Source organism: Nocardia sp. NPDC050630 (assembly GCF_044457245.1).
Classification (GTDB): domain Bacteria; phylum Actinomycetota; class Actinomycetes; order Mycobacteriales; family Mycobacteriaceae; genus Nocardia.
Genome location: NZ_JBITGN010000014.1, coordinates 1 through 23,237, shown reverse-complemented (window position 1 = coordinate 23,237; position 23,237 = coordinate 1). Strand labels below are relative to the sequence as shown.

At 65.0% G+C, this 23,237-nt stretch carries 26 protein-coding genes and 1 tRNA gene; 9 read left to right on the top strand and 18 right to left on the bottom strand.

All coding sequences use genetic code 11. The features are described 5' to 3' along the window. Positions 1-21 precede the first annotated feature (21 nt). Both ACIBG0_RS29220 and ACIBG0_RS29215 read right to left on the bottom strand, forming a co-directional pair. Positions 22-1,233, bottom strand: a complete 1,212-nt coding sequence (locus ACIBG0_RS29220) for a branched-chain amino acid ABC transporter substrate-binding protein (protein ID WP_397036687.1) — start codon at positions 1,231-1,233, stop codon at positions 22-24. A 232-nt stretch (positions 1,234-1,465) separates the two neighbouring features. Beyond that, positions 1,466-2,083, bottom strand: coding sequence for an ANTAR domain-containing response regulator (locus tag ACIBG0_RS29215; protein ID WP_040688928.1), 618 nt, complete (start codon positions 2,081-2,083; stop codon positions 1,466-1,468). A gap of 224 nt (positions 2,084-2,307) precedes the next feature. Between ACIBG0_RS29215 and ACIBG0_RS29210 the strand changes: the two genes are divergently transcribed. From ACIBG0_RS29210 to ACIBG0_RS29195, 4 genes are all read left to right on the top strand, one after another. Beyond that, a tRNA-Leu gene (locus tag ACIBG0_RS29210) sits at positions 2,308-2,391 on the top strand. Between the two features lie 225 nt (positions 2,392-2,616). Beyond that, on the top strand, positions 2,617-3,129 hold the full coding sequence (locus tag ACIBG0_RS29205) for a monooxygenase family protein (protein ID WP_397036686.1): 513 nt from the start codon (positions 2,617-2,619) through the stop codon (positions 3,127-3,129). Positions 3,130-3,373: 244 nt separating this feature from the next. Further along, complete coding sequence (locus ACIBG0_RS29200) at positions 3,374-3,994, top strand: low molecular weight phosphatase family protein (protein ID WP_397036685.1); 621 nt, start codon at positions 3,374-3,376, stop codon at positions 3,992-3,994. A 98-nt stretch (positions 3,995-4,092) separates the two neighbouring features. Further along, a complete protein-coding gene (locus ACIBG0_RS29195; protein WP_397036684.1) occupies positions 4,093-4,518 on the top strand; it encodes a hypothetical protein in 426 nt (141 codons plus the stop codon). Between the two features lie 139 nt (positions 4,519-4,657). Here the strand turns inward: ACIBG0_RS29195 and ACIBG0_RS29190 are convergent, their stop codons facing one another. The 11 genes from ACIBG0_RS29190 to ACIBG0_RS29140 all read right to left on the bottom strand — a co-directional run bounded on the left by ACIBG0_RS29190 (position 4,658) and on the right by ACIBG0_RS29140 (position 16,162). Beyond that, on the bottom strand, positions 4,658-5,566 hold the full coding sequence (locus ACIBG0_RS29190) for an acyl-CoA thioesterase (RefSeq protein WP_397036682.1): 909 nt from the start codon (positions 5,564-5,566) through the stop codon (positions 4,658-4,660). Positions 5,567-5,568: 2 nt separating this feature from the next. Beyond that, the gene (gene pyk, locus ACIBG0_RS29185) at positions 5,569-6,987 is read right to left on the bottom strand and encodes a pyruvate kinase (RefSeq protein WP_397036680.1); all 1,419 of its coding nucleotides are present in this window, start codon (positions 6,985-6,987) and stop codon (positions 5,569-5,571) included. Positions 6,988-7,092: 105 nt separating this feature from the next. Then, on the bottom strand, positions 7,093-7,761 hold the full coding sequence (locus ACIBG0_RS29180) for an amino acid ABC transporter permease (RefSeq protein WP_397036678.1): 669 nt from the start codon (positions 7,759-7,761) through the stop codon (positions 7,093-7,095). 6 nt (positions 7,762-7,767) lie between these two features. Then, entirely contained in the window at positions 7,768-8,523 is a 756-nt protein-coding gene (locus ACIBG0_RS29175) for an amino acid ABC transporter substrate-binding protein (protein ID WP_397036676.1), read from the bottom strand. A 207-nt stretch (positions 8,524-8,730) separates the two neighbouring features. Next, positions 8,731-9,243 (bottom strand): TM2 domain-containing protein, encoded by a 513-nt coding sequence (locus ACIBG0_RS29170; RefSeq protein ID WP_397036674.1) that lies wholly within the window; start codon positions 9,241-9,243, stop codon positions 8,731-8,733. Positions 9,244-9,394: 151 nt separating this feature from the next. Further along, complete coding sequence (gene lgt / locus ACIBG0_RS29165) at positions 9,395-10,633, bottom strand: prolipoprotein diacylglyceryl transferase (RefSeq protein WP_397036672.1); 1,239 nt, start codon at positions 10,631-10,633, stop codon at positions 9,395-9,397. A 68-nt stretch (positions 10,634-10,701) separates the two neighbouring features. Further along, complete coding sequence (gene trpA, locus ACIBG0_RS29160) at positions 10,702-11,502, bottom strand: tryptophan synthase subunit alpha (protein ID WP_397036670.1); 801 nt, start codon at positions 11,500-11,502, stop codon at positions 10,702-10,704. 70 nt (positions 11,503-11,572) lie between these two features. Then, positions 11,573-12,838, bottom strand: a complete 1,266-nt coding sequence (gene trpB, locus ACIBG0_RS29155) for a tryptophan synthase subunit beta (protein WP_397036668.1) — start codon at positions 12,836-12,838, stop codon at positions 11,573-11,575. An 85-nt stretch (positions 12,839-12,923) separates the two neighbouring features. After that, the gene (gene trpC, locus ACIBG0_RS29150) at positions 12,924-13,742 is read right to left on the bottom strand and encodes an indole-3-glycerol phosphate synthase TrpC (RefSeq protein WP_397036666.1); all 819 of its coding nucleotides are present in this window, start codon (positions 13,740-13,742) and stop codon (positions 12,924-12,926) included. Between the two features lie 129 nt (positions 13,743-13,871). Next, positions 13,872-14,615, bottom strand: coding sequence for a TIGR02234 family membrane protein (locus tag ACIBG0_RS29145; RefSeq protein ID WP_397036664.1), 744 nt, complete (start codon positions 14,613-14,615; stop codon positions 13,872-13,874). Further along, on the bottom strand, positions 14,612-16,162 hold the full coding sequence (locus ACIBG0_RS29140) for an anthranilate synthase component I (RefSeq protein ID WP_397036662.1): 1,551 nt from the start codon (positions 16,160-16,162) through the stop codon (positions 14,612-14,614). The genes ACIBG0_RS29145 and ACIBG0_RS29140 overlap by 4 nt, the downstream gene beginning before the upstream one ends. A gap of 161 nt (positions 16,163-16,323) precedes the next feature. On the opposite strand from ACIBG0_RS29140, the gene ACIBG0_RS29135 reads away from it, so the two are divergent. From ACIBG0_RS29135 to ACIBG0_RS29120, 4 genes are all read left to right on the top strand, one after another. After that, positions 16,324-16,632, top strand: a complete 309-nt coding sequence (locus ACIBG0_RS29135; RefSeq protein WP_397036660.1) for a hypothetical protein — start codon at positions 16,324-16,326, stop codon at positions 16,630-16,632. 91 nt (positions 16,633-16,723) lie between these two features. Next, positions 16,724-17,188, top strand: a complete 465-nt coding sequence (locus tag ACIBG0_RS29130; protein ID WP_397036658.1) for a peroxiredoxin — start codon at positions 16,724-16,726, stop codon at positions 17,186-17,188. Positions 17,189-17,274: 86 nt separating this feature from the next. Further along, positions 17,275-17,838: a permease gene (locus ACIBG0_RS29125; RefSeq protein ID WP_397036656.1), complete on the top strand. Its 564-nt coding sequence runs from the start codon at positions 17,275-17,277 to the stop codon at positions 17,836-17,838. A gap of 179 nt (positions 17,839-18,017) precedes the next feature. Further along, entirely contained in the window at positions 18,018-18,527 is a 510-nt protein-coding gene (locus ACIBG0_RS29120; RefSeq protein WP_397036654.1) for a MarR family winged helix-turn-helix transcriptional regulator, read from the top strand. A 19-nt stretch (positions 18,528-18,546) separates the two neighbouring features. On the opposite strand, the gene hisI is transcribed toward ACIBG0_RS29120, so the two are convergent. The 5 genes from hisI to ACIBG0_RS29095 form a co-directional block, all read right to left on the bottom strand. Next, positions 18,547-18,891 (bottom strand): phosphoribosyl-AMP cyclohydrolase, encoded by a 345-nt coding sequence (gene hisI, locus ACIBG0_RS29115; protein ID WP_062993581.1) that lies wholly within the window; start codon positions 18,889-18,891, stop codon positions 18,547-18,549. A gap of 520 nt (positions 18,892-19,411) precedes the next feature. Next, complete coding sequence (gene hisF, locus ACIBG0_RS29110) at positions 19,412-20,185, bottom strand: imidazole glycerol phosphate synthase subunit HisF (RefSeq protein ID WP_397036652.1); 774 nt, start codon at positions 20,183-20,185, stop codon at positions 19,412-19,414. A 77-nt stretch (positions 20,186-20,262) separates the two neighbouring features. After that, positions 20,263-21,078, bottom strand: a complete 816-nt coding sequence (locus ACIBG0_RS29105) for an inositol monophosphatase family protein (RefSeq protein ID WP_397036651.1) — start codon at positions 21,076-21,078, stop codon at positions 20,263-20,265. Between the two features lie 7 nt (positions 21,079-21,085). Then, positions 21,086-21,817, bottom strand: coding sequence for a bifunctional 1-(5-phosphoribosyl)-5-((5-phosphoribosylamino)methylideneamino)imidazole-4-carboxamide isomerase/phosphoribosylanthranilate isomerase PriA (priA, locus tag ACIBG0_RS29100; RefSeq protein ID WP_397036649.1), 732 nt, complete (start codon positions 21,815-21,817; stop codon positions 21,086-21,088). 62 nt (positions 21,818-21,879) lie between these two features. After that, positions 21,880-22,332, bottom strand: coding sequence for a MarR family winged helix-turn-helix transcriptional regulator (locus ACIBG0_RS29095; protein ID WP_397036647.1), 453 nt, complete (start codon positions 22,330-22,332; stop codon positions 21,880-21,882). Positions 22,333-22,431: 99 nt separating this feature from the next. On the opposite strand from ACIBG0_RS29095, the gene ACIBG0_RS29090 reads away from it, so the two are divergent. After that, complete coding sequence (locus ACIBG0_RS29090) at positions 22,432-22,941, top strand: nuclear transport factor 2 family protein (protein ID WP_397036644.1); 510 nt, start codon at positions 22,432-22,434, stop codon at positions 22,939-22,941. Positions 22,942-23,237 lie beyond the last annotated feature (296 nt).

Below are 23,237 nucleotides of genomic sequence, written 5' to 3'. Positions count from 1 at the left end.
CGCCGTGCTGGTTGTCTAGGGCTACTTGACCTCGTAGATCCAGATCAGTGCGTTGGCCAGTTCACCGGTCGGGTTCCACTTGTACTGACGCGCAAGACCGTTGCCGTCATAGGACCGCACGTATTCCAGCAGATCCGGGCGGGTGAGCTTGCCGCCATCGATGCCCTTGGCCAAGATCGTGGTCAGATCGTAGCCCTCGACCGAGTACACGCCCGGCTCCGCGCCATTGAGTGCCTTGTAGTCGGCCGCGAACTTCTCCGGCGCCGGACCACACGGGCAGGACAGTACCGCGCCCTTGGACGAGCTACCGGCCTGAGCGACGAACTGCGGATCGTTGGTGCCGTCGGCGGAGACGAAGACCGCCTTGACGCCACCGGACTTCAACTGCTGGGCGAGCGGGGCACCCTCGGAGTAGTAACCGGAGTAGAAGACAGCATCCGGCGCGGCACTCGCGATCTTGGTGACCGTGGCGGAGAAGTCCTTGTCGCCCTTTTTGATGCTGGCATTGCAGCCCGCGTCGTTGGCGGAGCCGAGGCCCTCGATGATCGTCTTGGCAAGGCCGGTGCCGTAGTCGGTGTTGTCCTGGATGACGCAGACTTTCTTGTAGCCAGCGGTGTTGACCAGGTACTTGCCGACCGACGGACCCTGCACGCCATCATTGGCCAGGCCGCGGAAGAAGCTGGTCCAGCCGTTCTGGGTCAGCGTCTCATTGGTGGCCGAGGCGGTCGTCGAGACCAGGCCGGCATCGCTGAGGATCTTGCCGGTCGCCTTGGTCTCACCGGAGAACGCCGGACCGACCAGACCGATGATCGACTTGTCGTTGACGATCTGCGGGATGACCTGGGTGGCCTTCTGCGGATCGCCCTCCGTATCGAACTGCTTGAGCTCGATCTTGCAGCCCGGGTTGGCCTTGTTGTGCTTGTCCAGCGCAAGCTTGACGCCGTCGACGATATTGATGCCAAGGGCGGCGTCCGGTCCGGTGAGCGCGCCCGCCATGGCGATCGCGGTGCCCGCGGGGCAGGTGGCCTTGCCGTCGCCCGCCGGGTCGGCGGCCGCGGCGCTGTCCGACTTCGGCACCTGCTTGCCGTTGGCGTCGATCTGCATCACCGGCTGGATCTTCAGTCCGCCCGCGCCACTGGTGCCGGAGGTGCCCGAACCACCGTCGGTCGATTTATCGCTACACCCCGTCAGCACGAGCGCGGCGGCGGCACCGATGGCCAATGCACCCCGCATCGAACGACTGCGCCATGTCGAACTAAGCACGTTTCACCTCTACGTCCTGTGCTCCCCCGGGCTCTCCTCCGAGGAGGCCGACCACGTCAGCCCGGTCAGAACATAGCGTTGCTACGTTAGCTGCGCATCACATTCGGATCATCCGATCGACTTCGTTTCGAATTTTTCATCGCGATCGGGTTTCCGGGAAGTAAAATTTCCGGCCTTGAACGGCCGGGGCGAAAGGAAGGGCCTACTTGGGCGCCAGATTTTCCAGCACGACCTCGGCTACCGCCTTCATGGTAGTGCGGCGGTCCATCGCCGTACGCTGAATCCACTTGAATGCCTGCGGTTCCGACAATCCCTGGGTCTGCATGAGCACGCCCTTGGCGCGCTCCACCAGCTTGCGCGTCTCGAGCCGGTCGGCCAGATTGGCGACCTCGCTCTCCAGCGCGGTGATTTCGTGGAAGCGGCTGGCCGCCAATTCGATGGCAGGGACCAGATCCGACTTCGTGAACGGCTTGACCAGATAAGCCATCGCACCGGCATCGCGCGCCCGCTCGACCAGATCGCGCTGACTAAACGCGGTCAAAATCACAACCGGCGCAACACGTTTCGACGCGATCTCGGCCGCGGCATCGATGCCATCGCGGCGCGGCATCTTCACATCCATGATGACCAGATCCGGCCGATGCTCCACCGCCAGATCCACCGCCTGCTGGCCGTCGCCCGCCTCACCGACAACCTGATAGCCCTCTTCGGTCAGCATCTCCACCAGATCCATGCGGATGAGCGCCTCGTCTTCCGCGACGACGACCCGCTTCGCCCCGGCGTCCCGCTTCGTGCCGGCGCCCCCTGCTGTGTTGCTCATAGGTAGACCCCTCTGGTTCCGATGCCGTGTCCCGACACGCGAATGAGTGGCCGTGGTCCGGGCAACGGTCCATCGCGCCCACACTGTCGCCGTCGAGTGATGTAAAGAGTACCTTTCAGTTGCGCATACAACCCATATACCCTGCGCAAACCGGGTGATGATCACTTCCTACCCAGCCCATTCGTGATTTTCGACAGTGACACGCTATGCTTTTCCACCGGTGCGCCGATTTGGCGGAACTGGCAGACGCGACGGTCTCAAAAACCGTTGTCCGAAAGGACGTGTGGGTTCGAGTCCCACAATCGGCACTGTGTTCGTGGCGGGCTCATGCTCATGGAGAGCATGAGCCCGTCTCATTTCGTCATCACGCGGGGGTGCGCCCCCGGGACCACCCTGCCGTGGTCGCGCTATCGGCGGATGTCGCGGCTTCGCGCTATCGGCGCAACCGGGTCGAATGATCGAACTGGGGCTCGGGCTGTGTCGTAGTTCCAGCGTAGGGTTGCAGGTAGGCAGCCCGATACGGAGGTGCCTTGATGCGGGTTAACAGGACCACTGTCGATCTGTCCGGGTATCCGGATCTGGTCGTCATTTATATCGGGATGCGGGTGCGCAAGCCCCGCGGAATCCTGCGTTTGCTCGGTCTGGGCCCGAAACTGTATCGGTCACACAAGGATCGGCCGGACGGGCTGTTATCACACGAGGATGTGATCTGGTCGCTGTTTCCGCCGCATTGGGGAGCGCGACAGTATTGGCGGGATCTGGATTCGCTGGAACGGTGGACACGCTCTGCGCCGCACCGGGATTGGTGGCAGAAGTTCTTGCGCGACTCCGGCGGGACCGGATTCTGGCACGAGGCCTACTTCATGCGCGGCGGTATCGATGCGATGTACGACGATATGGGAGCGGCCTCCGGACTGCCGCGGTTCGCACCCGTCGTAGCCTCGCGGGGTCGGATGTTCACCACCAGGGGTCGGGTGCACGGCGAGGCCGCCAAGGAGGCACCCGTGGTCGCCGAATCCGCTTACTACGGTGGAGAGTCCGAGTAAATCCGATCCCCAACCGTGGCAATACTGTGATGGTTGAAACCGCTCGCGCCGGGTACCTTCGGCAGGACGCCCAGACCTCGATTACCCATCGGCCGCCTGCTGGCAACGCTTATCGAGCGTCTCTCTGGATACCGGGGCGTACTTTGTGTACGGCACTTGACCAGCAGATGAATATGTATTCCGTGGGCTGTGATTCGATGTCGACGGCCTTCTGGTCGGTCCGTGCGCGGCCTACCGTATCCCCATGCACGTCCTGTTCGTCTGCAACGGCAATGTCTGTCGTTCGGCAATCGCCGAGCGGCTCACCCGCGCCGTAGCGGTCGAATACAACCTGCCCGGTCTCACCGCTGAGAGTGCGGGAACCCGTGCGCTGGTTGGCTTTCCGATCGAGCCGCTGGCCGCGCGGACCATCGAGGGACTCGGTGCCGACGCCGACCATTTCCGGGCCCGCAAACTCGCGCCCGAGATGATCGACCGCGCGAATCTGGTGCTGGCCATGACCGAGCAGATCCGGGATCAGGCGGCGCAGATGGCGTTCGGCGCCGGATCGCGCACCTTTACCCTGCTCGAAGCACATCGCATCGCCAAGGTCACCGGCGCCGAGACGATTGCCGATCTGCACCACGCCCGCCACGACCTCGCCCTCGTCGGCCGGGAGAATATCGCCGACCCGGTCGGACTGTCGGAAGCGGCGTTCTGCGAAGTAGGCGACCGCATCGCCGAGGCATTGGTGCCGCTGCTGCTGGCCTTGGCGCCGCGCGAGCAGCAGCGGCACGTCGACGACGAACGCCCCGGCCTCGTAGTGGCCCCCGGGGCGCGTCCCGCGCCACTGGCCGCCTTCCTTGCCGCCCAGCGGATCCGCTGACACGCAGGGCCCGGTGTCCAATTAGCGGGTAAAGCGATTACACTCGCGCGCGGAATAACTTCCGCCGTTGATGGTTCGACACACGACAGGAATCAGACATGCCGAAACGAATTTCGGATGTTTCGCTCCATGTTTATGTGACACCGGAAACCCTCGATCGCGTCGTAGATTCGGTACGCGAGGTGGTGGACGACCACCTCCAGGACCGCGATGTCTTCGCGTGGCGCTTCACATTGCCAGTCGAGTCCGACGCCCCAGAGCACCTACTACTAGAAACCCAATGGCGCGTAGAGCATCCCGACCAAGAGCAGGGGGCAAGACGCACCTATGAGATCGCACTGAGCCTGGTCGGTGCGCCGCGTGATCTGACCGCACCGAGCCTGAGCGCGCTGGAGAAGCGCCTGATGTTGGAAACCGCAAGCTGCGCAATGGATCTGGAGATTCCGCGGACCATCCGTGTGCAGCGCCGCGACAGCTTCGACTTCGAAACCGAGCGCGAACGGTTCCGCCTCCCCGGATATTGAGGCCATACCGGTCAGGCGACACGGAGGTCGTGTACAGGTCCTACGTCGTGTGCCGCAAGGCTTTTGGGTGTTCCCGACGAGGCACCCATGTGCTTACGAAATCAGTTGTCACTGTCCGCAAACACATGAGCACCCGAACTCAACGGCGCGCCGGGAAGTGGCGGATAATGCCTTCCTGGACGGTGGTGGCAAGCAATTCGCCACTGCGGGAGAAGAACCGGCCTGTGGCAAGGCCACGCGACCCCGCCGCCACCGGGGACTCGGTTGCGTAGAGCGCCCAATCGTCGAAGCGGAACGGGCGGTGGAACCAGATCGAATGGTTGATCGTCGCGGCCACGATACGATCCAGACCCCAGGACAGACCGTGTGTGGTAATGATCGAATCGAGCACCGTGGTGTCGGACGAATAGCCGAGCGTCGCAACGTGAATCAGCGGATCATCGGGCAGTCGGCCGTCCGCGCGCATCCACACGCGATTGTGGTTGAGCCGCTCCCCCGTGCCCTTCAGGATCCAGGCCGGGTCGTTGGTGTAGCGCATATCGATCGGATGCGGCGCCTTGACGAACATCTCCAGCTTGTCTTCCAAGCCGGCGAAGCTCTCCTCGACGCGCGGCAGCGTCTCCGGATCCGGCACCTCCGGCTGGGCATGCGCGTGTTCGAGCCCCTTGCCCCAATCCTGGAACGCGGCGAGCATGACGAACAGCTCCTGCCCGTCCTGGGTCGCGGTGACCGTGCGGTTGGCCAGTGAGCGCCCGTCGCGGTGGCGGTCGACCTGATACTCGATCGGCTTCTTCACATCGCCACCACGCACGAAATGTGCGTTGACGGCGTGTAGCGGACGGTCACCATCGACCGTCCGTCCCGCCGCCATGATCGCCTGCGAAACCAGCTGACCGCCGAACGTGCGGCTCCAGACCTTCTCCGGATGCTGGCCGACGAAGACATCCTCGTCGACCTGTTCCAGATCGAGCAGTCCGAGCAGCACCTCGAGATCGGTCCCCTCCGCTGCGGCCCCGAGGCCGACAGTGCCACCTAGCGAAGCAGTCACGACTAATGGTCCTCCTCACCGATACGGTGCACGTGGATCAGATTGGTGGAGCCGACAGTACCGGGCGGGGAGCCGGCCACGATTACCACCAGATCACCTTTTTGGTATCGCTCCATGGACAGAAGTGCTACATCCACCTGGTGGATCATCGCATCAGTGCTGTCCACGGTCGGGACGATGAAGGTTTCGGTGCCCCAGGTGAGCGACAGCTGGCTGCGCACTTCGGGAAGGGGGGTGAACGCCAGCAACGGCAGCGGAGTGTGCAGACGAGCCAGGCGACGAACCGTATCGCCGGACTGGGTGAAGGCGACCAGCGCCTTGGCATTGAGCCGCTCGCCGATATCGCGGGCGGCATAGGAGATGACACCGCGCTTGGTGCGCGGCACGTGGGTCAGCGGTGGCACGCGGGTGGATTCGGTCTCCACCGCGTGCACGATCCGCGCCATGGTGCGAACCGTCTCGATGGGGTACGCGCCGACCGAGGTCTCACCCGACAGCATCACCGCATCTGCGCCGTCGAGCACCGCGTTGGCCACATCGGAGGCCTCGGCGCGGGTCGGGCGGGAGTTCTCGATCATCGACTCCAGCATCTGGGTCGCGACGATGACCGGCTTGGCATTCTCGCGGGCCATCTGGATGGCCCGCTTCTGCACGATCGGCACCTGCTCGAGCGGCAGTTCGACGCCGAGGTCACCGCGGGCGACCATGACCGCGTCGAAGGCCAGCACGATGGCCTCGAGATTATCGATGGCCTCGGGCTTCTCCAACTTGCCGATCACCGGCACGCGGCGGCCGACCCGGTCCATCACATCGTGCACCAGCTCGACATCCGAGGGTGAACGCACGAAGGACAGCGCGATGAAGTCGACGCCGAGTTTGAGCGCGAATTCGAGGTCCTCGATGTCCTTATCCGACAGCGCGGGCACGGACACATCCATACCCGGCAGTGAGACGCCCTTGTTATTGCTGACCGGTCCGCCCTCGGTCACCCGGCAGACGACATCATTGCCCTCGACCCCAATGACGGTGACGCCGACCTTGCCGTCGTCGATGAGCAGGCGGTCGCCCGGTTTGGCGTCCTTGGCCAGCTCCTTGTAGGTGGTAGAGACGCGATCGTGGGTGCCATCGATCTCGTCGACGGTTATGCGGACCTCTTCACCGCTGGCCCATACGGTCTTGCCGTCTATGAAGCGGCCCAGCCGGATCTTCGGTCCTTGCAGGTCGGCGAGAATGCCGACCGCCCGGCCGATATGGTCCGCGGCCTGCCGCACCTTCTTGTAGTTCTCGGCATGGTCGGAGTGCTCGCCATGGCTGAAATTCAGCCGCGCCACATCCATACCGCTCTCGACGAGTTCCCGAATACGTTCCTCGGTAGCGGTCGCTGGGCCGAGAGTGCACACAATCTTCGTCCGTCGCATCACGAGTAGAGCCTAGTCCCGTGTAGTACCGCCGGCCTGCTGTGGCCACGGTGAAAGCTAGGTGAAAAATATGTACGAAGGCTCAGTGGAAAGTACAAATGGGGCTCGTCAGCGTGCGACATGGCGGGACAACCGCGTTTCCAGGCGGGTCTGGCCGAAGCCCAGGACCAGACAGATCACCCAGTAATACAGCGCGGCGACGCCGTACAGGGCGAAAAAGTCGAAGGTCGGGGCGGCCGCCAGCTGCGCGGTGCGCAGTAGTTCGGTCACGAGGATGGTCGAAGCCAGCGAAGTGTCCTTCACCAGGGAGATGAGCGTATTGGACAGCGGCGGCACGGCAATGCGCGCGGCCTGCGGCAGGATGATCAGCCGCAACTCCTGGGCATAGGACATGCCAAGGGCCTTGGCCGCCTCCCATTGTCCTTCCGCGACGCTCAGGATGGCGGCGCGCACGACCTCGGCGGCGTAGCCGCCGACATTGAGGCTGAATGCGATCACCGCCGCCGGAAACGGATCAATGACGATATCGAACTGCGGCAGCGCATAGAACACGATGAACAGCTGCACCAACAGGGGTGTGCCGCGAATGATCGAGATGTAGAACCGTGCGGGCGCCGAAAGCAACCACAGCGGCGACATCCGCGCCAACGCCACGAACAACGCGATGACCAGACCGATGCCGAAACTGATGGCGGTCAACGGGATGGTCTTATCGATCGTGGCCTGCAGCATCGGCCACAGGTTGTGCCAGATCAGTTCCCTGGTCGCGGGATCCACGGGCGGTTATTTGCTGACGTCGGTGCCGAAGTACTTTTCCGAGATCTTGGCCAGCGTGCCGTCGGCGCTCAATGCTTCGAGGGCGGTGTTGATCTGGCCGATCACGGCGTCGTCCTTGCGTGCGGCGAATGCCTGGTGGCTGACCTCGCCGGTCTTGGCCGCAACCCGCACACTGGCATCGCCGTTCTTCTTGGTGTACTCGAGAACCGCGAGACTGTCGTTGACCGTGGCATCGACGCGGCCGGTCTTCAGCAGCTGAATGGCCTGCACGAAGCCTTCCACCGCTTCGACCTTCGCGCCCGCGCCCTGGGCGACCTTGGCCCAGTTGCTGGTCGCGGACTGCGCGGTGGTCTTGCCGTTGAGATCGGCGAGCGAGGTGATGCTGTTGTTATCCGCGCGGGTGACGATCACGCCCTCGGAGGTGGTGTACGGCTGCGACAGCGAGTACTTGGCCTTGCGCTCGTCATTGATCGTCACCTGGTTGGCGACCAGATCGAAGCGCTTGGATTCCAGACCCGCGAAGATGGCATCCCACGGCGTCTGCACGAACTCGATCTTCTTGCCGATCTTTTCCCCGACCGCCTGGATCACCTCGACGTCGTAGCCGGTGAGCTTGCCATCCGAACCCTGGTAGCTGTACGGCGAGTAGGTGCCTTCGGTGCCGACCTTCAGCACGTTCGGATCGCTGCTGCTGCCGCAGGCGGTGAGCCCGGTAGCGGTGACGATGGCGAGCATGGCGGCGGCGAACAGCTTGCGGCGCACTGAAGTCCCTCTCTTCGGTGTCTGGACTACGAAAACAATGTCCACACACGGCACAAAAACCCGGCTCAGGCTACGCCAGGAAAATGCCAACCGAAAGTATTGCGATCATGGTGCGCCGAATCCTCGCACAGCCCGCCGGAAATGGCGACGGCCCGGTCGCATCGTCATCCGATGCGACCGGGCCTGTCGGTCGATAGTTCTCGGCGCTCAGTCGCGCAATGGCCGCCCAAGGCTGTCGGGCACCTTGCCGGTCAGCATCATGATGCCGTCGATCAGCGGCCAGATACCGCCGAAACCGCAGGTCAGCCAGGTTACCGCGATCTGTGCGATGGCGATGCCGGTGTGCCCGGTGTAGAAACGACCGACACCGAAGCCGCCGAGGAAAATCTGCAGCAGACCCGCGGTCAGCTTCTGCTTATCCGAGAACGGCACGCCGAACGGGTCGCGACCGTAGGGCGCTTCCGGATCGTTCGGGTTGTAGCCGCCGCCCGGATACGGCGCGGGCGGGTAGCCGCCCGGCTGCTGACCATAGGGATCGGGCTGGCCGTACTGTGGCTGGCCATACTGGGGCTGACCGTACTGCGGCTGCTGCTGGTTGTACGGATCCGACGGATACTGCTGCCCCGGAGCATCGGGCTGCTTGTTCAGGTCCGGCCCCGTCCCAGGCGGACCGTACTGGGGGCCGCCGAAGCCTGGCTGGTTCTGGTAGGGGTCGGTCACTAAATGTCCTCCATCATTCGTGCATTTCGACGGGTACTCACCCGTCTCCCCGCGTATTTTGCCGGGCGATTGGACGCCCGAGGGTATCGTCGCGGACACGCCTTCGCGTGTCTACTCGGTACACCGACGAGTTGCCCACGTCGCCATGGGATCAGCCGTCTTTTTTCGAAGTTTCGACCTTGCCCGGCTCGGCGTCCGAGGTTTCGGACTCCGTTGGGTTATCGCCGGCGGTATCCGGTTCGTTGCCGGAGTTCTCGGTTTTTGTCAGATTCGGATGCTCGGCGGCCTCGTCCTCGATCTTCTCCGACCCGTCGTCCTTGTTATCGGGTTCGGCACCGTCGACTCCGGCGGACGCAGCTTCCTTCTTCCCGGCGCTGTGCTTCGACGGCGTTGCTTCCGCGAGCGCGGCTGCCTTCGACGCGGCCTCGGATTCGGCGCCCGCCGCACGCAGCGCCCCCAGCTGCCACGGCCACGGTCGCGCGACCGTCGACGGCTGCAGTTGATCGGCGGTCTCCCTGCCCTTGGTCGCGAATACGAAATAGGCGACGGCGGCGAGGAATACCAGTGCCGAGGTGAACGAGTTGATGCGGATGCCCGCGATCTTGGTGGCCTCGTCGTCGCGCAGCAGTTCGACGAAGAAGCGGCCCAGGCAGTACCCGGCGACATAGAGCGCGAACAGGCGGCCGTGCCCGATGCGGTAGCGCTTATCGATCTGCACCAGCAGCACCACGATCAGCAGGTTCCAGACCATCTCGTACAGAAACGTCGGCTGCACGACCTTGTCGACGACGCCGGTGGAGACGCCGTTCATCATGTCGAGCTTGCCCTGATCGTCGAAGCGCAGGTAGATCTCGAGACCCCACGGCAGCTCGGTTTTGCGGCCGTAGAGCTCCTGGTTGAAATAATTCCCGAGCCGTCCGATGGCTTGGGCCAGCAGAATCGGCGGCGCGATCGCATCGCCCAACGCGGGCAATGGAATTCGGTAGACCCGGCAGCCGATCCAGGCGCCGACGCCGCCGAGAAAGACCGCGCCCCAGATGCCGAGCCCGCCCTGGTAGATCTTCAGCGCATCGATGGGGTGGCCGTCGGCGCCGAAGTACTTCTGCCAGTCGGTGGCAACGTGATAGAGCCGCCCACCGACCAGACCGAAGGGCACCGCGAACATCGCGACATCGAGAATCGCGCCCTTCTGCCCGCCGCGCTCCTGCCAGCGCCGCTCACCCCACCAGATGGCGACGACGATGCCGATGATGATGCACAGGGCGTAGGCCCGTAGCGGGAATGGACCGAGATGCCATACGCCCTGGGACGGGCTGGGAATGTAGGCCAGCACATCAGCGGTGACGGCACCGTTGCTCAGGACGCTGTCTGCGAGGACTCGTAAGGTCACGGCCCCAACCGTAGCGGAGCACCGCTACATCGCGAGATTCGCGGTCGGCGTGCCCCGCTCGCGGGCGGCTAGGAGACGACGGTCGCGGACCGAACACCCTCGGCCAATTCGGCCGTGAGAGTGCGCACCGCATCGAGTCCCTCTGCCGCGGCAGTCACCAGTGCCGAGCCGACGATGACTCCGTCTGCGTAGGACGCGATTTCAGCCGCCTGCGCACCGTTGCGCACACCGAGGCCGACCCCGATCGGAATATCGGAGTGGGCGCGGATGCGCGCGCACAGCGCCGGAGCCGCGGAGGAGACCACGTCACGGGCGCCGGTGACACCCATAGTCGAGGCCGCGTAGACGAAGCCGCGGCTGGCCTCCAGCGTCTTGACCAGACGTTCCTCGGTGGACGACGGCGCGACCAGGAAGATGCGGTCCAGATCGTGTGCGGCCGAGGCGACGAACCAGCTGTCGGCCTCTTCCGGGATGAGGTTGGGGGTGATGATGCCGGATCCGCCAGCGGCGGCCAGATCGCGCGCGAAACGGTCGACGCCGTACTGCAGCACCGGATTCCAGTAACTCATCACGACGGCCTTACCACCCGCCGCGGTGATCGCCTCGACCACCGAGAACACATCGCGCACCCGGACACCGCCGCGCAGCGCCTGATCGGCGGCAGCCTGAATGGTCGGTCCGTCCATCACCGGATCGGAGTAAGCGACACCGACTTCGATTATGTCGCAACCGGATTCGACCATGGTGCGGCACACCTCGATCGAACCGGCCAGATCCGGGTAGCCCGCCGGCAGGTAGCCGATCAGCGCGGCGCGGCTCTCCGCGCGACAGGCTGCGAAGGTGTTCGCAAGGCGGGACTGCTGACTCACGACTGCGCCTCGCTGGCGCTCGGCTCCGTCATGACCGAGCGATGCTCGGCTGTGTCTTTGGTTCGCTCGCTCACTGCTGGCTCTCCTTATCGGCGGCGTGGTCATCGAACAGCCCGAACCATCGCGCCGCCGTGTCCATATCCTTGTCGCCGCGCCCGGACAGGTTCACCAGGATGATCGCGCCCTTGCCCAGTTCCTTGCCGAGCTTCAGCGCACCGGCCACCGCATGGGCGGATTCGATCGCCGGGATGATGCCCTCGGCGCGGCTGAGCAGCAGCAGCGCGTCCATCGCCTCGGTATCGGTGATCGGGTGATATTCGGCGCGACCGATGTCCTTGAGGTAGGCGTGCTCGGGACCGACACCTGGATAGTCCAAACCGGCCGAGATCGAATGCGATTCGATGGTCTGGCCGTCCTCGTCCTGCAGCAGATACGAATAAGCGCCCTGGAACGCGCCCGGTGTGCCACCGGTGAAAGTCGCGGCGTGCCTTCCGGTCTCGACACCGTCACCGGCCGCCTCGTAACCGATCAGCCGCACGCCTGGATCGTCGAGGAAGGGATGGAAGATGCCGATGGCGTTGGAGCCGCCGCCGACGCAGGCGGTGACCGCATCGGGCAGCCGACCGGTGAGCGCCCGTACCTGGGCGCGAGCCTCCATGCCGACGATGCGCTGGAGATCGCGCACCATCATCGGGAACGGATGCGGGCCCGCGGCGGTGCCGAAGCAGTAGTAGGTGGCCTCGGCATTGGTGACCCAGTCGCGCAGCGCCTCGTTGATCGCATCCTTCAGGGTCTGCGAACCGGTACGCACCGAGATCACCTCGGCGCCGAGCAGCCGCATCCGGGCCACATTCAGCGCTTGGCGAGCGGTGTCGACCGCACCCATGTAGACGACGCATTCGAGGCCGAGCAGTGCGCACGCGGTCGCGGTGGCGACGCCGTGCTGACCCGCGCCGGTCTCGGCGATCACTCGGGACTTGCCCATGCGCTTGGCGAGCAATGCCTGGCCGAGCACATTATTGATCTTGTGCGAACCGGTGTGGTTCAGATCCTCGCGCTTGAGGATGATGCGCGCGCCACCGGCATGCTCGGCGAGGCGCTGGCATTCGAAGATCGGCGACGGGCGGCCGGTGTAGTCGCGCTGCAGCCGGTCCAGTTCGTCGAGGAAGGCGGGATCGAGGCGACATTTCTCGTATTCGGCGGTGACCTCCTCGATCACCGCCATCAGCGCCTCCGGCACATGCCTGCCGCCGTAAACGCCGAAGTGGCCGCCCAGATCCGGCTCGTGCTCGCTGCGCTCGTGAATACCGTCGGAGGCCTTCGGCAGTGCCGTCACGACTCCGCCTCGCTGGCGCTCGGCTCGGTCGTGCCCGCACAGGCCGCGGTGTCGATGGTTGCCTCGTTTCGCTCGCTCACCGTCGTCACCGGCCCCGCCGCGCTGGCTTCGGGCACGACGGGTGGGTGCCCGCGGTCACCAGCTCGGAGACCGCCGCGCGCGGATCGCCACTGGTAACCAGCCCCTCGCCGACGAGCACGGCATCGGCACCCGCACCCGCATAGGCCAGCAGATCGGCGGTGCCGCGGATACCGGATTCGGCGATGCGGATGACCTCGGTGGGCAGACCGGGCGCGATACGCGCGAAGACGTCGCGGTCGACGTCGAGGGTCTTGAGGTTGCGTGCGTTCACGCCGATCACGGAGGCGCCAGCCTCGAGGGCGCGGTCGGCCTCTTCCTCGGTGTGCACCTCGACCAGGGCGGTCATGCCAAGCGACTCGGTGCGGTCGATCAGCGAGCTGAGTACGTCCTGTTCCAGGGCGGCCACGATGAGCAGGATGACGTCGGCGCCGTGCGCGCGGGCCTCGTGGATCTGGTACGGCCCGACCACGAAATCCTTGCGCAGAATCGGGATGTTCACGGTCGCGCGAACCGCGTCCAGGTCATCGAGCGACCCGTGGAAGCGGCGGCCTTCGGTGAGCACGCTGATGACGCGCGCTCCGCCGTCCTCGTAGGCCTTTGCCAGACTCGCCGGGTCCGGGATATCCGCGAGCTCCCCCTTGGATGGGCTGGCCCGCTTGACCTCGGCGATGACGCCGATGCCGTCTTCGAGGAGCGCGGCGCGGGCGTCCAGCGGCGCGGGTGCCGCGGCCGCGGCCGCCTTGATCGCCTGGAAGTCCAGCAGGGCTTCCCGTGCGGCCACATCCGCGCGGACCCCGTCGAGAATCGAGTCGAGTACCGTCATCTGGCTCGAATCCTTTCTGGGGAGACGGACTTGCTGCCTGAGAATCCCCCCAGGCGCTGTCTCACCGATGCTGACAAAGAATAAATGGCTGCTTGTGGCGCAACTGCGCCGGGGTTTGTAGTCACCTGCTCAGACACCTCGATGCCCTTGTTTCCGCTGATCATGATTGGCGGAATCGTCGGTGGCCGAAGCGGATCCACCCGGTTCGGTCGGGTCGGTACCCGCGTCCAACGCATCCCAGAGCACCCGCTCGGAAAGCTGACCGTTATCGTCGGCCGCGTCGGCGGCGCGCTGACGCGTCACCTCCTCGGTGGCGGCTGCCCTGCGAAAGACCGGATTGTCGTACTTGCCCGACAGGCGGCCCGCGTCCTCGGGCATACGGGCCAGCAGGACGCCGGCCGCGAAGGCCGCCAGCGCTCCCAGCAGCGAAAGTACGGCCGGGAACTGGGAAGTGACCACCTCGGTGACGGTCGCGCGGCCGGGCAGCTCCGCCAGGGTGGCGGCACGGGCGGCGGTCGCGGCGGATCTGGTCAGTAGCGCGAAGGCCGGAACCGCCGTCACTGCGGCGACCAGACCGATCAGGACGCCGAACATGCGCCGCAGCCAGCCGCGTGTTGCCAGCACCGCGGCAATGGCGGCCAGCAGTACCAGGGCCAGCGGCGTGAGCGCACCGAACCAGACACCGCCGTTGAGTTTGTCGGTGCGTGGTTCGGTGAGGCCATCGGTGGACGAGACAGTTACCCATGTCATCCGGGAGGAGCCCCACAGCGCCGCCGCGGCGATGGCGAGCAGGACGATCGCGCCGACCGGATATCGGCGCTTCGAGGTCTGTGGGGCGGTCGGATCGGTATCGGCGGGTTCGGAATCGGTCATTCCGCGCTGCCGTCCGCAGGTGCGCTATAGGCCCGAACAGTTTTCGCGGCCGCCACCGCCCGTAGCACCGCCATGGCCTTGTTGCGGGATTCGACGTCCTCGTAGTCCGGATCCGAATCCGCGACGATGCCCGCACCGGCCTGCACGTAGGCGGTCCCGTCCTTCAGCAGTGCGGTGCGGATGGCGATCGCGGTGTCCGCATCGCCCGCGAAGTCGAGATAGCCGACGACACCACCGTAGACGCCACGACGGGTGGGCTCGAGCTCCTCGATGAGCTCCATCGCGCGCACCTTCGGCGCACCGGACAACGTGCCCGCTGGGAAGCAGGCATTGACCGCGTCCAATGCGATCTTGCCGGGCGCGAGACGGCCCGAGACTGTCGAGACCAGATGCATGACGTGGCTGTAGCGCTCGATATGCCGATACTCGGTGACCCGCACCGTGCCCGGCTGGCAGACCCGGCCCAGATCGTTGCGGCCGAGGTCGACGAGCATCAGATGCTCGGCGTTCTCCTTCTCGTCGGCCAGCAGCCCCTTCTCGAGCAGCAGATCGTCCTCCTCGGTGGCGCCGCGCCACCGGGTGCCCGCGATCGGATGTGTCGTCGCCACGCCGTCTTTTACGGTCACCAGCGATTCCGGGCTGGAGCCGACGATGGAGAACGCCGTGGCGCCGTCACCGTCCGGGATGTGGATCAGGTACATGTATGGGCTCGGGTTGGCCGCGCGCAGCATCCGGTACAGATCCAAAGGCGCACCGTCGTAATCCATTTCGAAGCGCTGCGAGAGCACCACCTGGAACGCCTCGCCCGCCTCGATCTCCTTGACCAGGCGACGTACGCCCGCACCGAACTCTTCGGTGGTGCGGCGGCGGAGGTACTCCGGCTCGGGCTGATCGAAGACCGAAACCGTGGACTCCGAGGGCGCGGCCAGCGCGGCGGTCATCCGATCCAGCCGGGCCACCGCATCGTCATAGGCCTCATCGACCCGTTCAGCGGTGCCGTTCCAGTTGACCGCATTGGCGATGAGCGTAATGGCGCCCTCGTGATGGTCGAAGGCCGCGAGATCGGTAGCGAGCATCAGCACCATCTCGGGCAGCCGCAGATCATCGACGGCGAAGGTGGGCAGTCGCTCGATGCGGCGCACGGCGTCGTAACCGAGGTAGCCGACCATGCCGCCGGTCAGCGGGGGCAGACCGGGCAGCCGCTCGGTCTGCAGCAGTTGCAGGGTTTCACGCAGCGCCACCAGCGGATCGCCGCCGCATGGCGCGTCCGCTGGCGTGTGCCCGAGCCAGGCCGCTTCGCCGTCCACGACGGTCAGCGCGGAGGGGCTGCCCGCACCGATGAACGACCAGCGAGACCAGGACCGCCCGTTCTCCGCCGACTCGAACAGGAAGGTACCGGCCCGATCCGCGGCCAGCTTGCGGTAGGCCGACAGCGGAGTTTCGGAGTCCGCCAGCACCTTTCGGGTCACCGGGACCACCCGATGCTCCGCGGCCAGTTCGTGGAACTGTTCGCGGGTCGTGGTGGTGGGAATGGACGCGCCAGGCATGTGTCCATCATCCCAGGTGGCACCGACAGCCTTGTCGGCGCATCCCATCCTCCTGAACCGACTGTCCGGTTCCGATGTGCCGCAGGGGCTGGTGACAGCCGTCACTACACTTCGCCCCGTTCGATCTCACACGCGGTACCCATTTCGAGAGGAGACAACTGATGTACCCCTCGCAACCAGGTGCGCCAGAGGGGCGGCACGCTGCCGGCTCGGGCCTTCCCGGTCAACCCCCGCGGATGGTCGGCCTGCATTCGATGGGCGGATCACCGAGTTCCAACCATGTGAACGCCCTAGCTTCCTTCGTCACCTATGTGAAGGCGTTGGAAGCCCTGGACAAACATCACTTTCCGGATGAGTACGCCACTCACAGCGACCGGATCAGGGAACTCAGGCCGCTGCTGCGCGCACACGGAATTCTCGACGTCATGGAAATCAAAAATCCAGAAATCGCCGCACTCATCGGCGCTTAGTCGCGATACGAACCCGTCATTCCGGTATCCGGTCTGACGGGACCGAGCGCGGGGGCGGCAAACCGACCTCGCGCCCGGTACTGTCCCCACTATGCAGACAGGTCAGCTCGCTCCCGAGTTCGAGCTTCCCGATCAATCCGGCACCCCGCGTTCGCTCGATGCGCTGCTCGCGAACGGCCCGCTGGTGCTGTTCTTCTACCCCGCCGCGAATACCCCGATCTGCACGGCGGAGGCGTGCCATTTCCGTGATCTGTCCGCCGAATTCGCGGCGCTGGGCGCATCGTGTGTCGGCATCAGCACCGATAGCGTCGACACCCAGGCCGGATTCGCATCCAAGCAGAACCTCGGTTACCCGCTGCTGTCGGATGTCGACGGCAAGGTCGCCTCGACATTCGGGGTGAAGCGCGGACTGCTCGGCAAGCTCGCCCCGGTCAAGCGCCAGACCTTCGTGATCGACCGGGATCGCAAGGTCGCAACGGTGATCACCGGCGAGTTCCGGGCCGATGCGCACGCCGACGAGGCGCTGAAGTTCCTACGCGAGCGCGCTCTGCAGTAGCCCTGCTCCCGAACATGCGGTAATGACCGCGAAAAACGCCAGTTCCATGGCCATCGATCTCTCGTTGCCCGGCATACGCTGGATGCATGACTTCGAGCGAGGTTCGGCCGGACGGTCAGAAATCCACGCTGGCTCCGTGGCGCATGCGGATCATCGGCACAGTGGCGGTTATCGCCGCGTTGATCATCACCTACCTCATTCTGGCGGCGTTCATTCCGCGCTGGTGGGCGCAGCGCATCGCCGGGATGGTGGATAGCAGTTTCAGCAAGGGCATCGGGTGGGGTCTGATGTATGGCTTGCTCGGCACCGCGATTCCGTTGTTCCTGTTGCTGTTCGCCGCGCTGATCTGGAGGCGACGAGCCGGAAAGTTCGTCGCGGGTGCCGCCGCGGTGCTCGCGCTGATCATCGCGATTCCGAATCTGATGACATTGTCGATCGTGCTGGGCGAGAGCAGCGCCGCACACGCCGGTCAGCGGATTCTCGACGTCGACGCGCCCGCATTCCGTGGCGCTTCGCTGGTCGGCGCCATCGTTGCGGTCGTGGCCTTGCTCGCCGTGACAGGCCTGTTCGGCTGGCGGCGGTGGCAGCGCAGGCATCCGGGCAGGCAGGCGGCACCCGCTGCCACTCGGCAAACACCAACGGTTACCTAGCAGACGTCATCGACCCGCCCTGCGGCTCTGTGAGTGACCTCACGTCGCGAACCAAGTCCATGACGGTCGAGCGAAGTCGTGGCAAACTCAATCACGCGAGTGACCGTGAACAGCGCTTTTCGTTAATCGCTAGGTTCGCTAACAATAAGACGTCACTTGGCTCGAAAGAAGGCATCCCAGTGACGAAGTGGCTCGACCCGGACGAACAACGAGCTTGGCGCGCCATCGTCGCGCTGATGACGCGTCTACCAGGCGCTTTGGATACTCAGCTGCAGCGCGAATCCGGGGTTACCCATTTCGAATACTGGGTGCTCACGCTGTTATCCGAGGAGCCCGGCCACCGACTGCAGATGAGTGAGCTTGCCCACAAGGCAAATGCATCGCTATCGCGACTGTCCCATGTGGTGTCGAAGTTGGAGCGCATGGGCTGGGCGCAACGGTCAGCAACCACCGGCCGCCGCGGCGTGCAGGCGGTACTCACCGACGACGGCTACTCGAAGGTTGTCGAGGCGGCACCCGGATATCTGGATGCGGTGCGGCAGTTGGTTTTCGATGGTCTCGATGCCGAACAGACCGCGCAACTCGCCGACCTCAGCGAACTGCTCGTCAGGCAGCTCGGCGACACACTGAGTCAGTCCAATGGCCGGTCGACGCAGGTCGAGGAGAGCGGCGAGCAGCCGAATCCATAACGGCCGCGCGAGGTAGGGCTCAGCTGTCGGCGAGTAGCAGGTCCGAGTCGAAGCACGTGTGTGTGCCGGTGTGGCAGGCCGCGCCCTCCTGGTCGACGACGAGCAGGATCGTATCGCCGTCACAATCGAGCCGGACCTCGTGCACGTACTGGGTGTGGCCGGAGGTTTCGCCCTTGACCCAGTACTGCTGGCGCGAACGCGAATAGTAGGTCGCCTTGCGGGTTTCCAGCGTGCGAGCCAGTGCCTCGTCGTCCATCCAGGCAACCATCAGCACATCGCCGGTGCCGCGCTCCTGCGCGACCGCGGCGACGAGTCCGGCGTCATTGCGCTTGAGCCGGGCCGCGATGGCGGGGTCGAGAGTCATATCACCGTTATACAGGCAGCTACCCACCGGAACACATCGTGTAGTGCCGAAACGCAACCCGACGCGATAGTTCCTACTCCTCCGGCAGCGGAATCAGTTCGAGATGTTCGGCCACAGGCTTTTTGGTGCACGCGGCTCTGCCGGTGACCAAGTTCACCCCACCCCGGTGGGCAACCAGCCATTTGCCACAAACGCAACGCAGATAGCGAACCGAACCATGTGTCGACACCAGTATCGGCGATGGCCAGGAGCATGCGGGACACGTGGCGGACATGGTCGCTAAGCCTGGGTAACTCTCGGGCAGATAGCAATCACCGCCGCGGCGTGGCGGCAGACGAATCCGAAGAATGTCAAGCTGCGCGAGTGCGATTCAGCTCACCGAGGACCTGCCAGGTGCGCCGACGGTCGGCCCCGGAAGCCAGATCTGTTTGTGCGACAACGACATCGGTGGCGCTAATTCGACGCCTGCCGTGCAATCATGCTCAGCCGGAAATGATTTGATCTCAATCTGGAGGAGGCGCTAGCGGACGATGATTTGCTCGGCGCGCATGGCGGCTTTTACCTGGGGGATGGTGAGATCGCCGAAGTGGAAGACGCTGGCGGCCAGGACCGCGTCCGCGCCGGCCTGGACGGCGGGTGCGAAGTGTTCGACGGCACCGGCACCGCCGCTGGCGATCACCGGTATCGAGACCGCCTCGCGGACGGCCTTGATCATGGGCAAATCGAAGCCTGCCTTGGTGCCGTCGGCATCCATCGAGTTGAGCAGGATCTCGCCGACGCCGAGTTCGGCTCCGCGCATGGCCCATTCGATGGCGTCGATACCGGTGCCGCGCTTACCGCCGTGTGTGGTGACCTCCCAGCCGGACGAAGTGTCGGGCTGGCCGTCGGGAACGGTGCGGGCGTCCACCGACAGCACGATGCACTGCGAACCGAAGCGTTCCGACATTTCCCGCAAGACCTCGGGGCGCGCGATGGCGGCGGTATTCACCGACACCTTGTCCGCGCCAGCACGCAGCAGCCGATCGACATCTGCGACTGTGCGCACGCCGCCACCGACGGTGAGCGGGATGAAGATCTGCTCGGCCGTGCGGGTCACCACGTCGATCATGGTGCCGCGGTCGCCGGTGGAGGCGGTGACGTCGAGGAAGGTCAGCTCGTCGGCGCCCTGCAGGTCGTAGGCGGCGGCGAGCTCGACCGGATCGCCCGCATCGCGCAGGTTTTCGAAGTTGACGCCCTTGACCACCCGGCCCGCGTCGACATCCAGACACGGAATAACGCGTACCGCCAACGTCATCGGCTCACCCTTCGTCGAATCATGCTGTATTCACCCACCCCGCCGGCTGCCATCCCCTGTGTCCTTCGTGCGCAGGCTCACGCATCGTCGGCAACCGTGCAAATCATTTCGAGTAGCTCTTCGTGCACCCCCGGCGCGGCGGCCAGCACCGAACCCGAGGTGATGGTCCACGGGTCTCCCGCCAGATCGGTGACAATCCCGCCCGCCGCGCGCACCAGCGCGACACCCGCGGCGTTGTCCCACGGATGGTGCCCGAAGACGATCGCGCCGCCGAGCACACCCGATGCGGTGAACGCGAGGTCGATGCCGGTGGAGCCGTGCATGCGCACCCGTGAGGACAGCCTGCTCAGCGGACCGAGCAGGTCGAAACGGAACCGGCCGGGAATGCGTCCGGCGGAGTCCACATTGAAGGCGCCGAAGCCGATCATCGCTTCACCGAGTTTCCCGTGCGGCAGGCGCGGTAACGGTTGGCCGTTGAGCAGCACTGGACCGTCGACAGCCGCCGAATAACGCTGGCCGAGTAACGGCAACCAGGTCAGTCCGAGCAGCGGCTCGCCGTCGTGCACCAGCGCGAGCAGCATGCCCGAAAGGGGATGTCCCGATGAGTAATTGAAGGTGCCGTCGATCGGATCGAGCACCCACGCGGTCCCCGACGTGAGCTGCGGACCACCGAATTCCTCACCGTGCACCTCGATTCCGGTGCGCTGCTCGAGCTGTGCGGAGATAGTGCGCTCCAACTCCAGATCGAGTTCGGTAGCGAAGTCGTTGCGGCCCTTGGCCACCGCGCTCGGCGCGCCGACCCCCTCGACGAAACGCGGGCTCGCCGCATCGAGGATTTCGCCGGCGACGTCGAGCAGGGCCGGTAGTTCGGTGTCGAGGCGGTTGGCGGTCATCGAATCGTCAGCGAACCGCGGCCAACGCTTCGGGCAGCGTGAAGCGGCCCGCGTACAGCGCCTTACCGACGATCGAACCCTCGACCCCCTCGGGCACCAGCTCGGCGATGGCGACCAAATCTTCGATGGTGGACACGCCGCCGGAGGCGATGACCGGCGCGTCGGTAGCGGCGCAGACATCGCGCAGCAGATCCAGGTTGGGGCCGGTGAGGGTGCCGTCCTTGGTCACATCGGTGACCACGTAGCGCGAGCAACCGTCGCGCTCCAGCCGCTCGAGCACCTCCCACAGATCGCCGCCGTCGCTGACCCAGCCGCGACCGCGCAGCCGGTGTTCGCCGTCGATGACCCGCACATCGAGGCCGATGGCGATGCGCTCGCCGTACTTGGCGATGGCGCGAGCACACCACTGCGGATCCTCCAGTGCGGCCGTGCCGAGATTCACCCGGGCACAGCCGGTACCCAGCGCGGCCTCCAGGGATTCGTCGTCACGGATGCCGCCGGAGAGTTCCACCTTGACATCGAGCTCACCGACGACCTTTGCCAGCAGTTCACGATTCGAGCCACGGCCGAACGCCGCGTCCAGATCGACCAGATGCACCCACTCCGCACCGGCTTCCTGCCAGGCCAGTGCCGCATCGCGCGGGGAGCCGTAATTGGTTTCGCTGCCCGCCTCCCCCTGAACCAGGCGCACGGCCTCTCCATTGGCGACATCGACAGCAGGTAGCAGCACAAGACTCACGGATGCAGTTTAGTTGCTCGCTCCCCGCGCCCTATCCCCGGCCTGCGGAAATAGGGGCGCCATCACCCTTGCACATGATCATCTAGCACCCGGGTGAGCAGCCGCACCAGTTCGCGACGCTCGGCGGCGGAGAGGGCAGCGAGTAGTTCGTCCTGGGCGCCTTCGATTCGCTGGTCCAGTTCGTCCAGGTGGCGGCTGCCCGCCTTGGTGATGGTGACGATATTGCGGCGGCGGTCGCTCGGATCCGGGGCACGTTCGATCAAGCCGCGTTCGGCCAGATCGTTCAGTGCGGCCACGATATCGCTGCGATCAATGTGGGTGCGACGGCCTAGTTCGGCCTGACTTGCGGGGCCGAATTCGCCGAGCGTGGTCAGCAGGGCGTAGTGGTAGCGGCGCGATCCGGTTGCTTCGAAGGCGCGCTCGGTCGCTCGGTTGGCGAGAATGGCCACCTGGTTGACCAGTCGAGTGGGCAGGGCGCGCAGCCTGCCCGAGGTGCCCTCGTGCGCGATCTCCATGAGAGCAATGTAGCAAACTTGTTGGTTGCACCCACAAACTGATAACGTTGGGTACTCCAACGTTGGAGTGACCAATGTTTAGTCCGAAAGGTTCGATCAATGAGCAAGATCCGCCGATTTCTGCCATTCACCGCACTACCGCTGGCGCTCCTCGCCGCCTGCACCACCGCCACCAAGGACGACACGCACCAGCTCCGCGCACTGGTGGACCGCAACGAGATCACCGGGCTGCTCAATAAATTGGGCCGTGCCCTGGACGAAGGGCGCTTCGAGGACTTCCGCACGATCTACACGGCTGAGGCGACCGCGCAGACACCCGGCGGTCGGGCCGAAGGTCGTGACGCCCTGATCGCGCAGGCGAGCCGAAATCACTCCGGTGACAGGCGTATTCAGCACTTCATCACCAATGTGATGATCGATCTGCACCGCGATACGGCCGAGGTGCGGGCGAATCTTATTGCCACTTTCGCCCCCGCGACGACGGCCGTGTCGGAGCCGCAGTACACCCTCGGCGAGATCTACCGCTTCGATGCGGTTCGCACAGAGGAGGGTTGGCGATTGTCACGGGTGGAGACGACGCCGCTGTGGTCCACGGGAACCAGGCCCTGAGCCGGTTGCGCGATTTGTATGTCGACCATGACAAGAACCCGTATGCGATAACAATTCAGCGTGGCGGCGACCGCGAATACCGAGGTCGCACGCGTCGCCGCAATCCGAATCCATTCGCCTATTTGGAATTCGGTCGCTTATTGGGGATTCGGTCGCTCTGTTGTGGGTTGAGTGGAATTCACCGATCCCGCGTGGCCGGGGGGTGGTGGAACGCAGAAAGGCCCCCAACACTGTTGGGGGCCTTCCGCAAGGATGTTCCGGCGGTGTCCTACTCTCCCACACCCTGTCGAGTGCAG

What these genes read in the sequence shown, in the direction of transcription:
- ACIBG0_RS29220 (WP_397036687.1), bottom strand. Translation starts at nt 1,233, where the DNA reads ATGCGGGGTGCATTGGCCATCGGTGCCGCCGCCGCGCTCGTGCTGACG.
- ACIBG0_RS29215 (WP_040688928.1), bottom strand. Translation starts at nt 2,083, where the DNA reads ATGAGCAACACAGCAGGGGGCGCCGGCACGAAGCGGGACGCCGGGGCG.
- ACIBG0_RS29205 (WP_397036686.1), top strand. Translation starts at nt 2,617, where the DNA reads ATGCGGGTTAACAGGACCACTGTCGATCTGTCCGGGTATCCGGATCTG.
- ACIBG0_RS29200 (WP_397036685.1), top strand. Translation starts at nt 3,374, where the DNA reads ATGCACGTCCTGTTCGTCTGCAACGGCAATGTCTGTCGTTCGGCAATC.
- ACIBG0_RS29195 (WP_397036684.1), top strand. Translation starts at nt 4,093, where the DNA reads ATGCCGAAACGAATTTCGGATGTTTCGCTCCATGTTTATGTGACACCG.
- trpC (WP_397036666.1), bottom strand. Translation starts at nt 13,742, where the DNA reads ATGACGGTACTCGACTCGATTCTCGACGGGGTCCGCGCGGATGTGGCC.
- ACIBG0_RS29145 (WP_397036664.1), bottom strand. Translation starts at nt 14,615, where the DNA reads ATGACCGATTCCGAACCCGCCGATACCGATCCGACCGCCCCACAGACC.
- ACIBG0_RS29140 (WP_397036662.1), bottom strand. Translation starts at nt 16,162, where the DNA reads ATGCCTGGCGCGTCCATTCCCACCACCACGACCCGCGAACAGTTCCAC.
- ACIBG0_RS29135 (WP_397036660.1), top strand. Translation starts at nt 16,324, where the DNA reads ATGTACCCCTCGCAACCAGGTGCGCCAGAGGGGCGGCACGCTGCCGGC.
- ACIBG0_RS29130 (WP_397036658.1), top strand. Translation starts at nt 16,724, where the DNA reads ATGCAGACAGGTCAGCTCGCTCCCGAGTTCGAGCTTCCCGATCAATCC.
- ACIBG0_RS29125 (WP_397036656.1), top strand. Translation starts at nt 17,275, where the DNA reads ATGACTTCGAGCGAGGTTCGGCCGGACGGTCAGAAATCCACGCTGGCT.
- hisI (WP_062993581.1), bottom strand. Translation starts at nt 18,891, where the DNA reads ATGACTCTCGACCCCGCCATCGCGGCCCGGCTCAAGCGCAATGACGCC.
- hisF (WP_397036652.1), bottom strand. Translation starts at nt 20,185, where the DNA reads ATGACGTTGGCGGTACGCGTTATTCCGTGTCTGGATGTCGACGCGGGC.
- ACIBG0_RS29105 (WP_397036651.1), bottom strand. Translation starts at nt 21,078, where the DNA reads ATGACCGCCAACCGCCTCGACACCGAACTACCGGCCCTGCTCGACGTC.
- ACIBG0_RS29095 (WP_397036647.1), bottom strand. Translation starts at nt 22,332, where the DNA reads ATGGAGATCGCGCACGAGGGCACCTCGGGCAGGCTGCGCGCCCTGCCC.
- ACIBG0_RS29090 (WP_397036644.1), top strand. Translation starts at nt 22,432, where the DNA reads ATGAGCAAGATCCGCCGATTTCTGCCATTCACCGCACTACCGCTGGCG.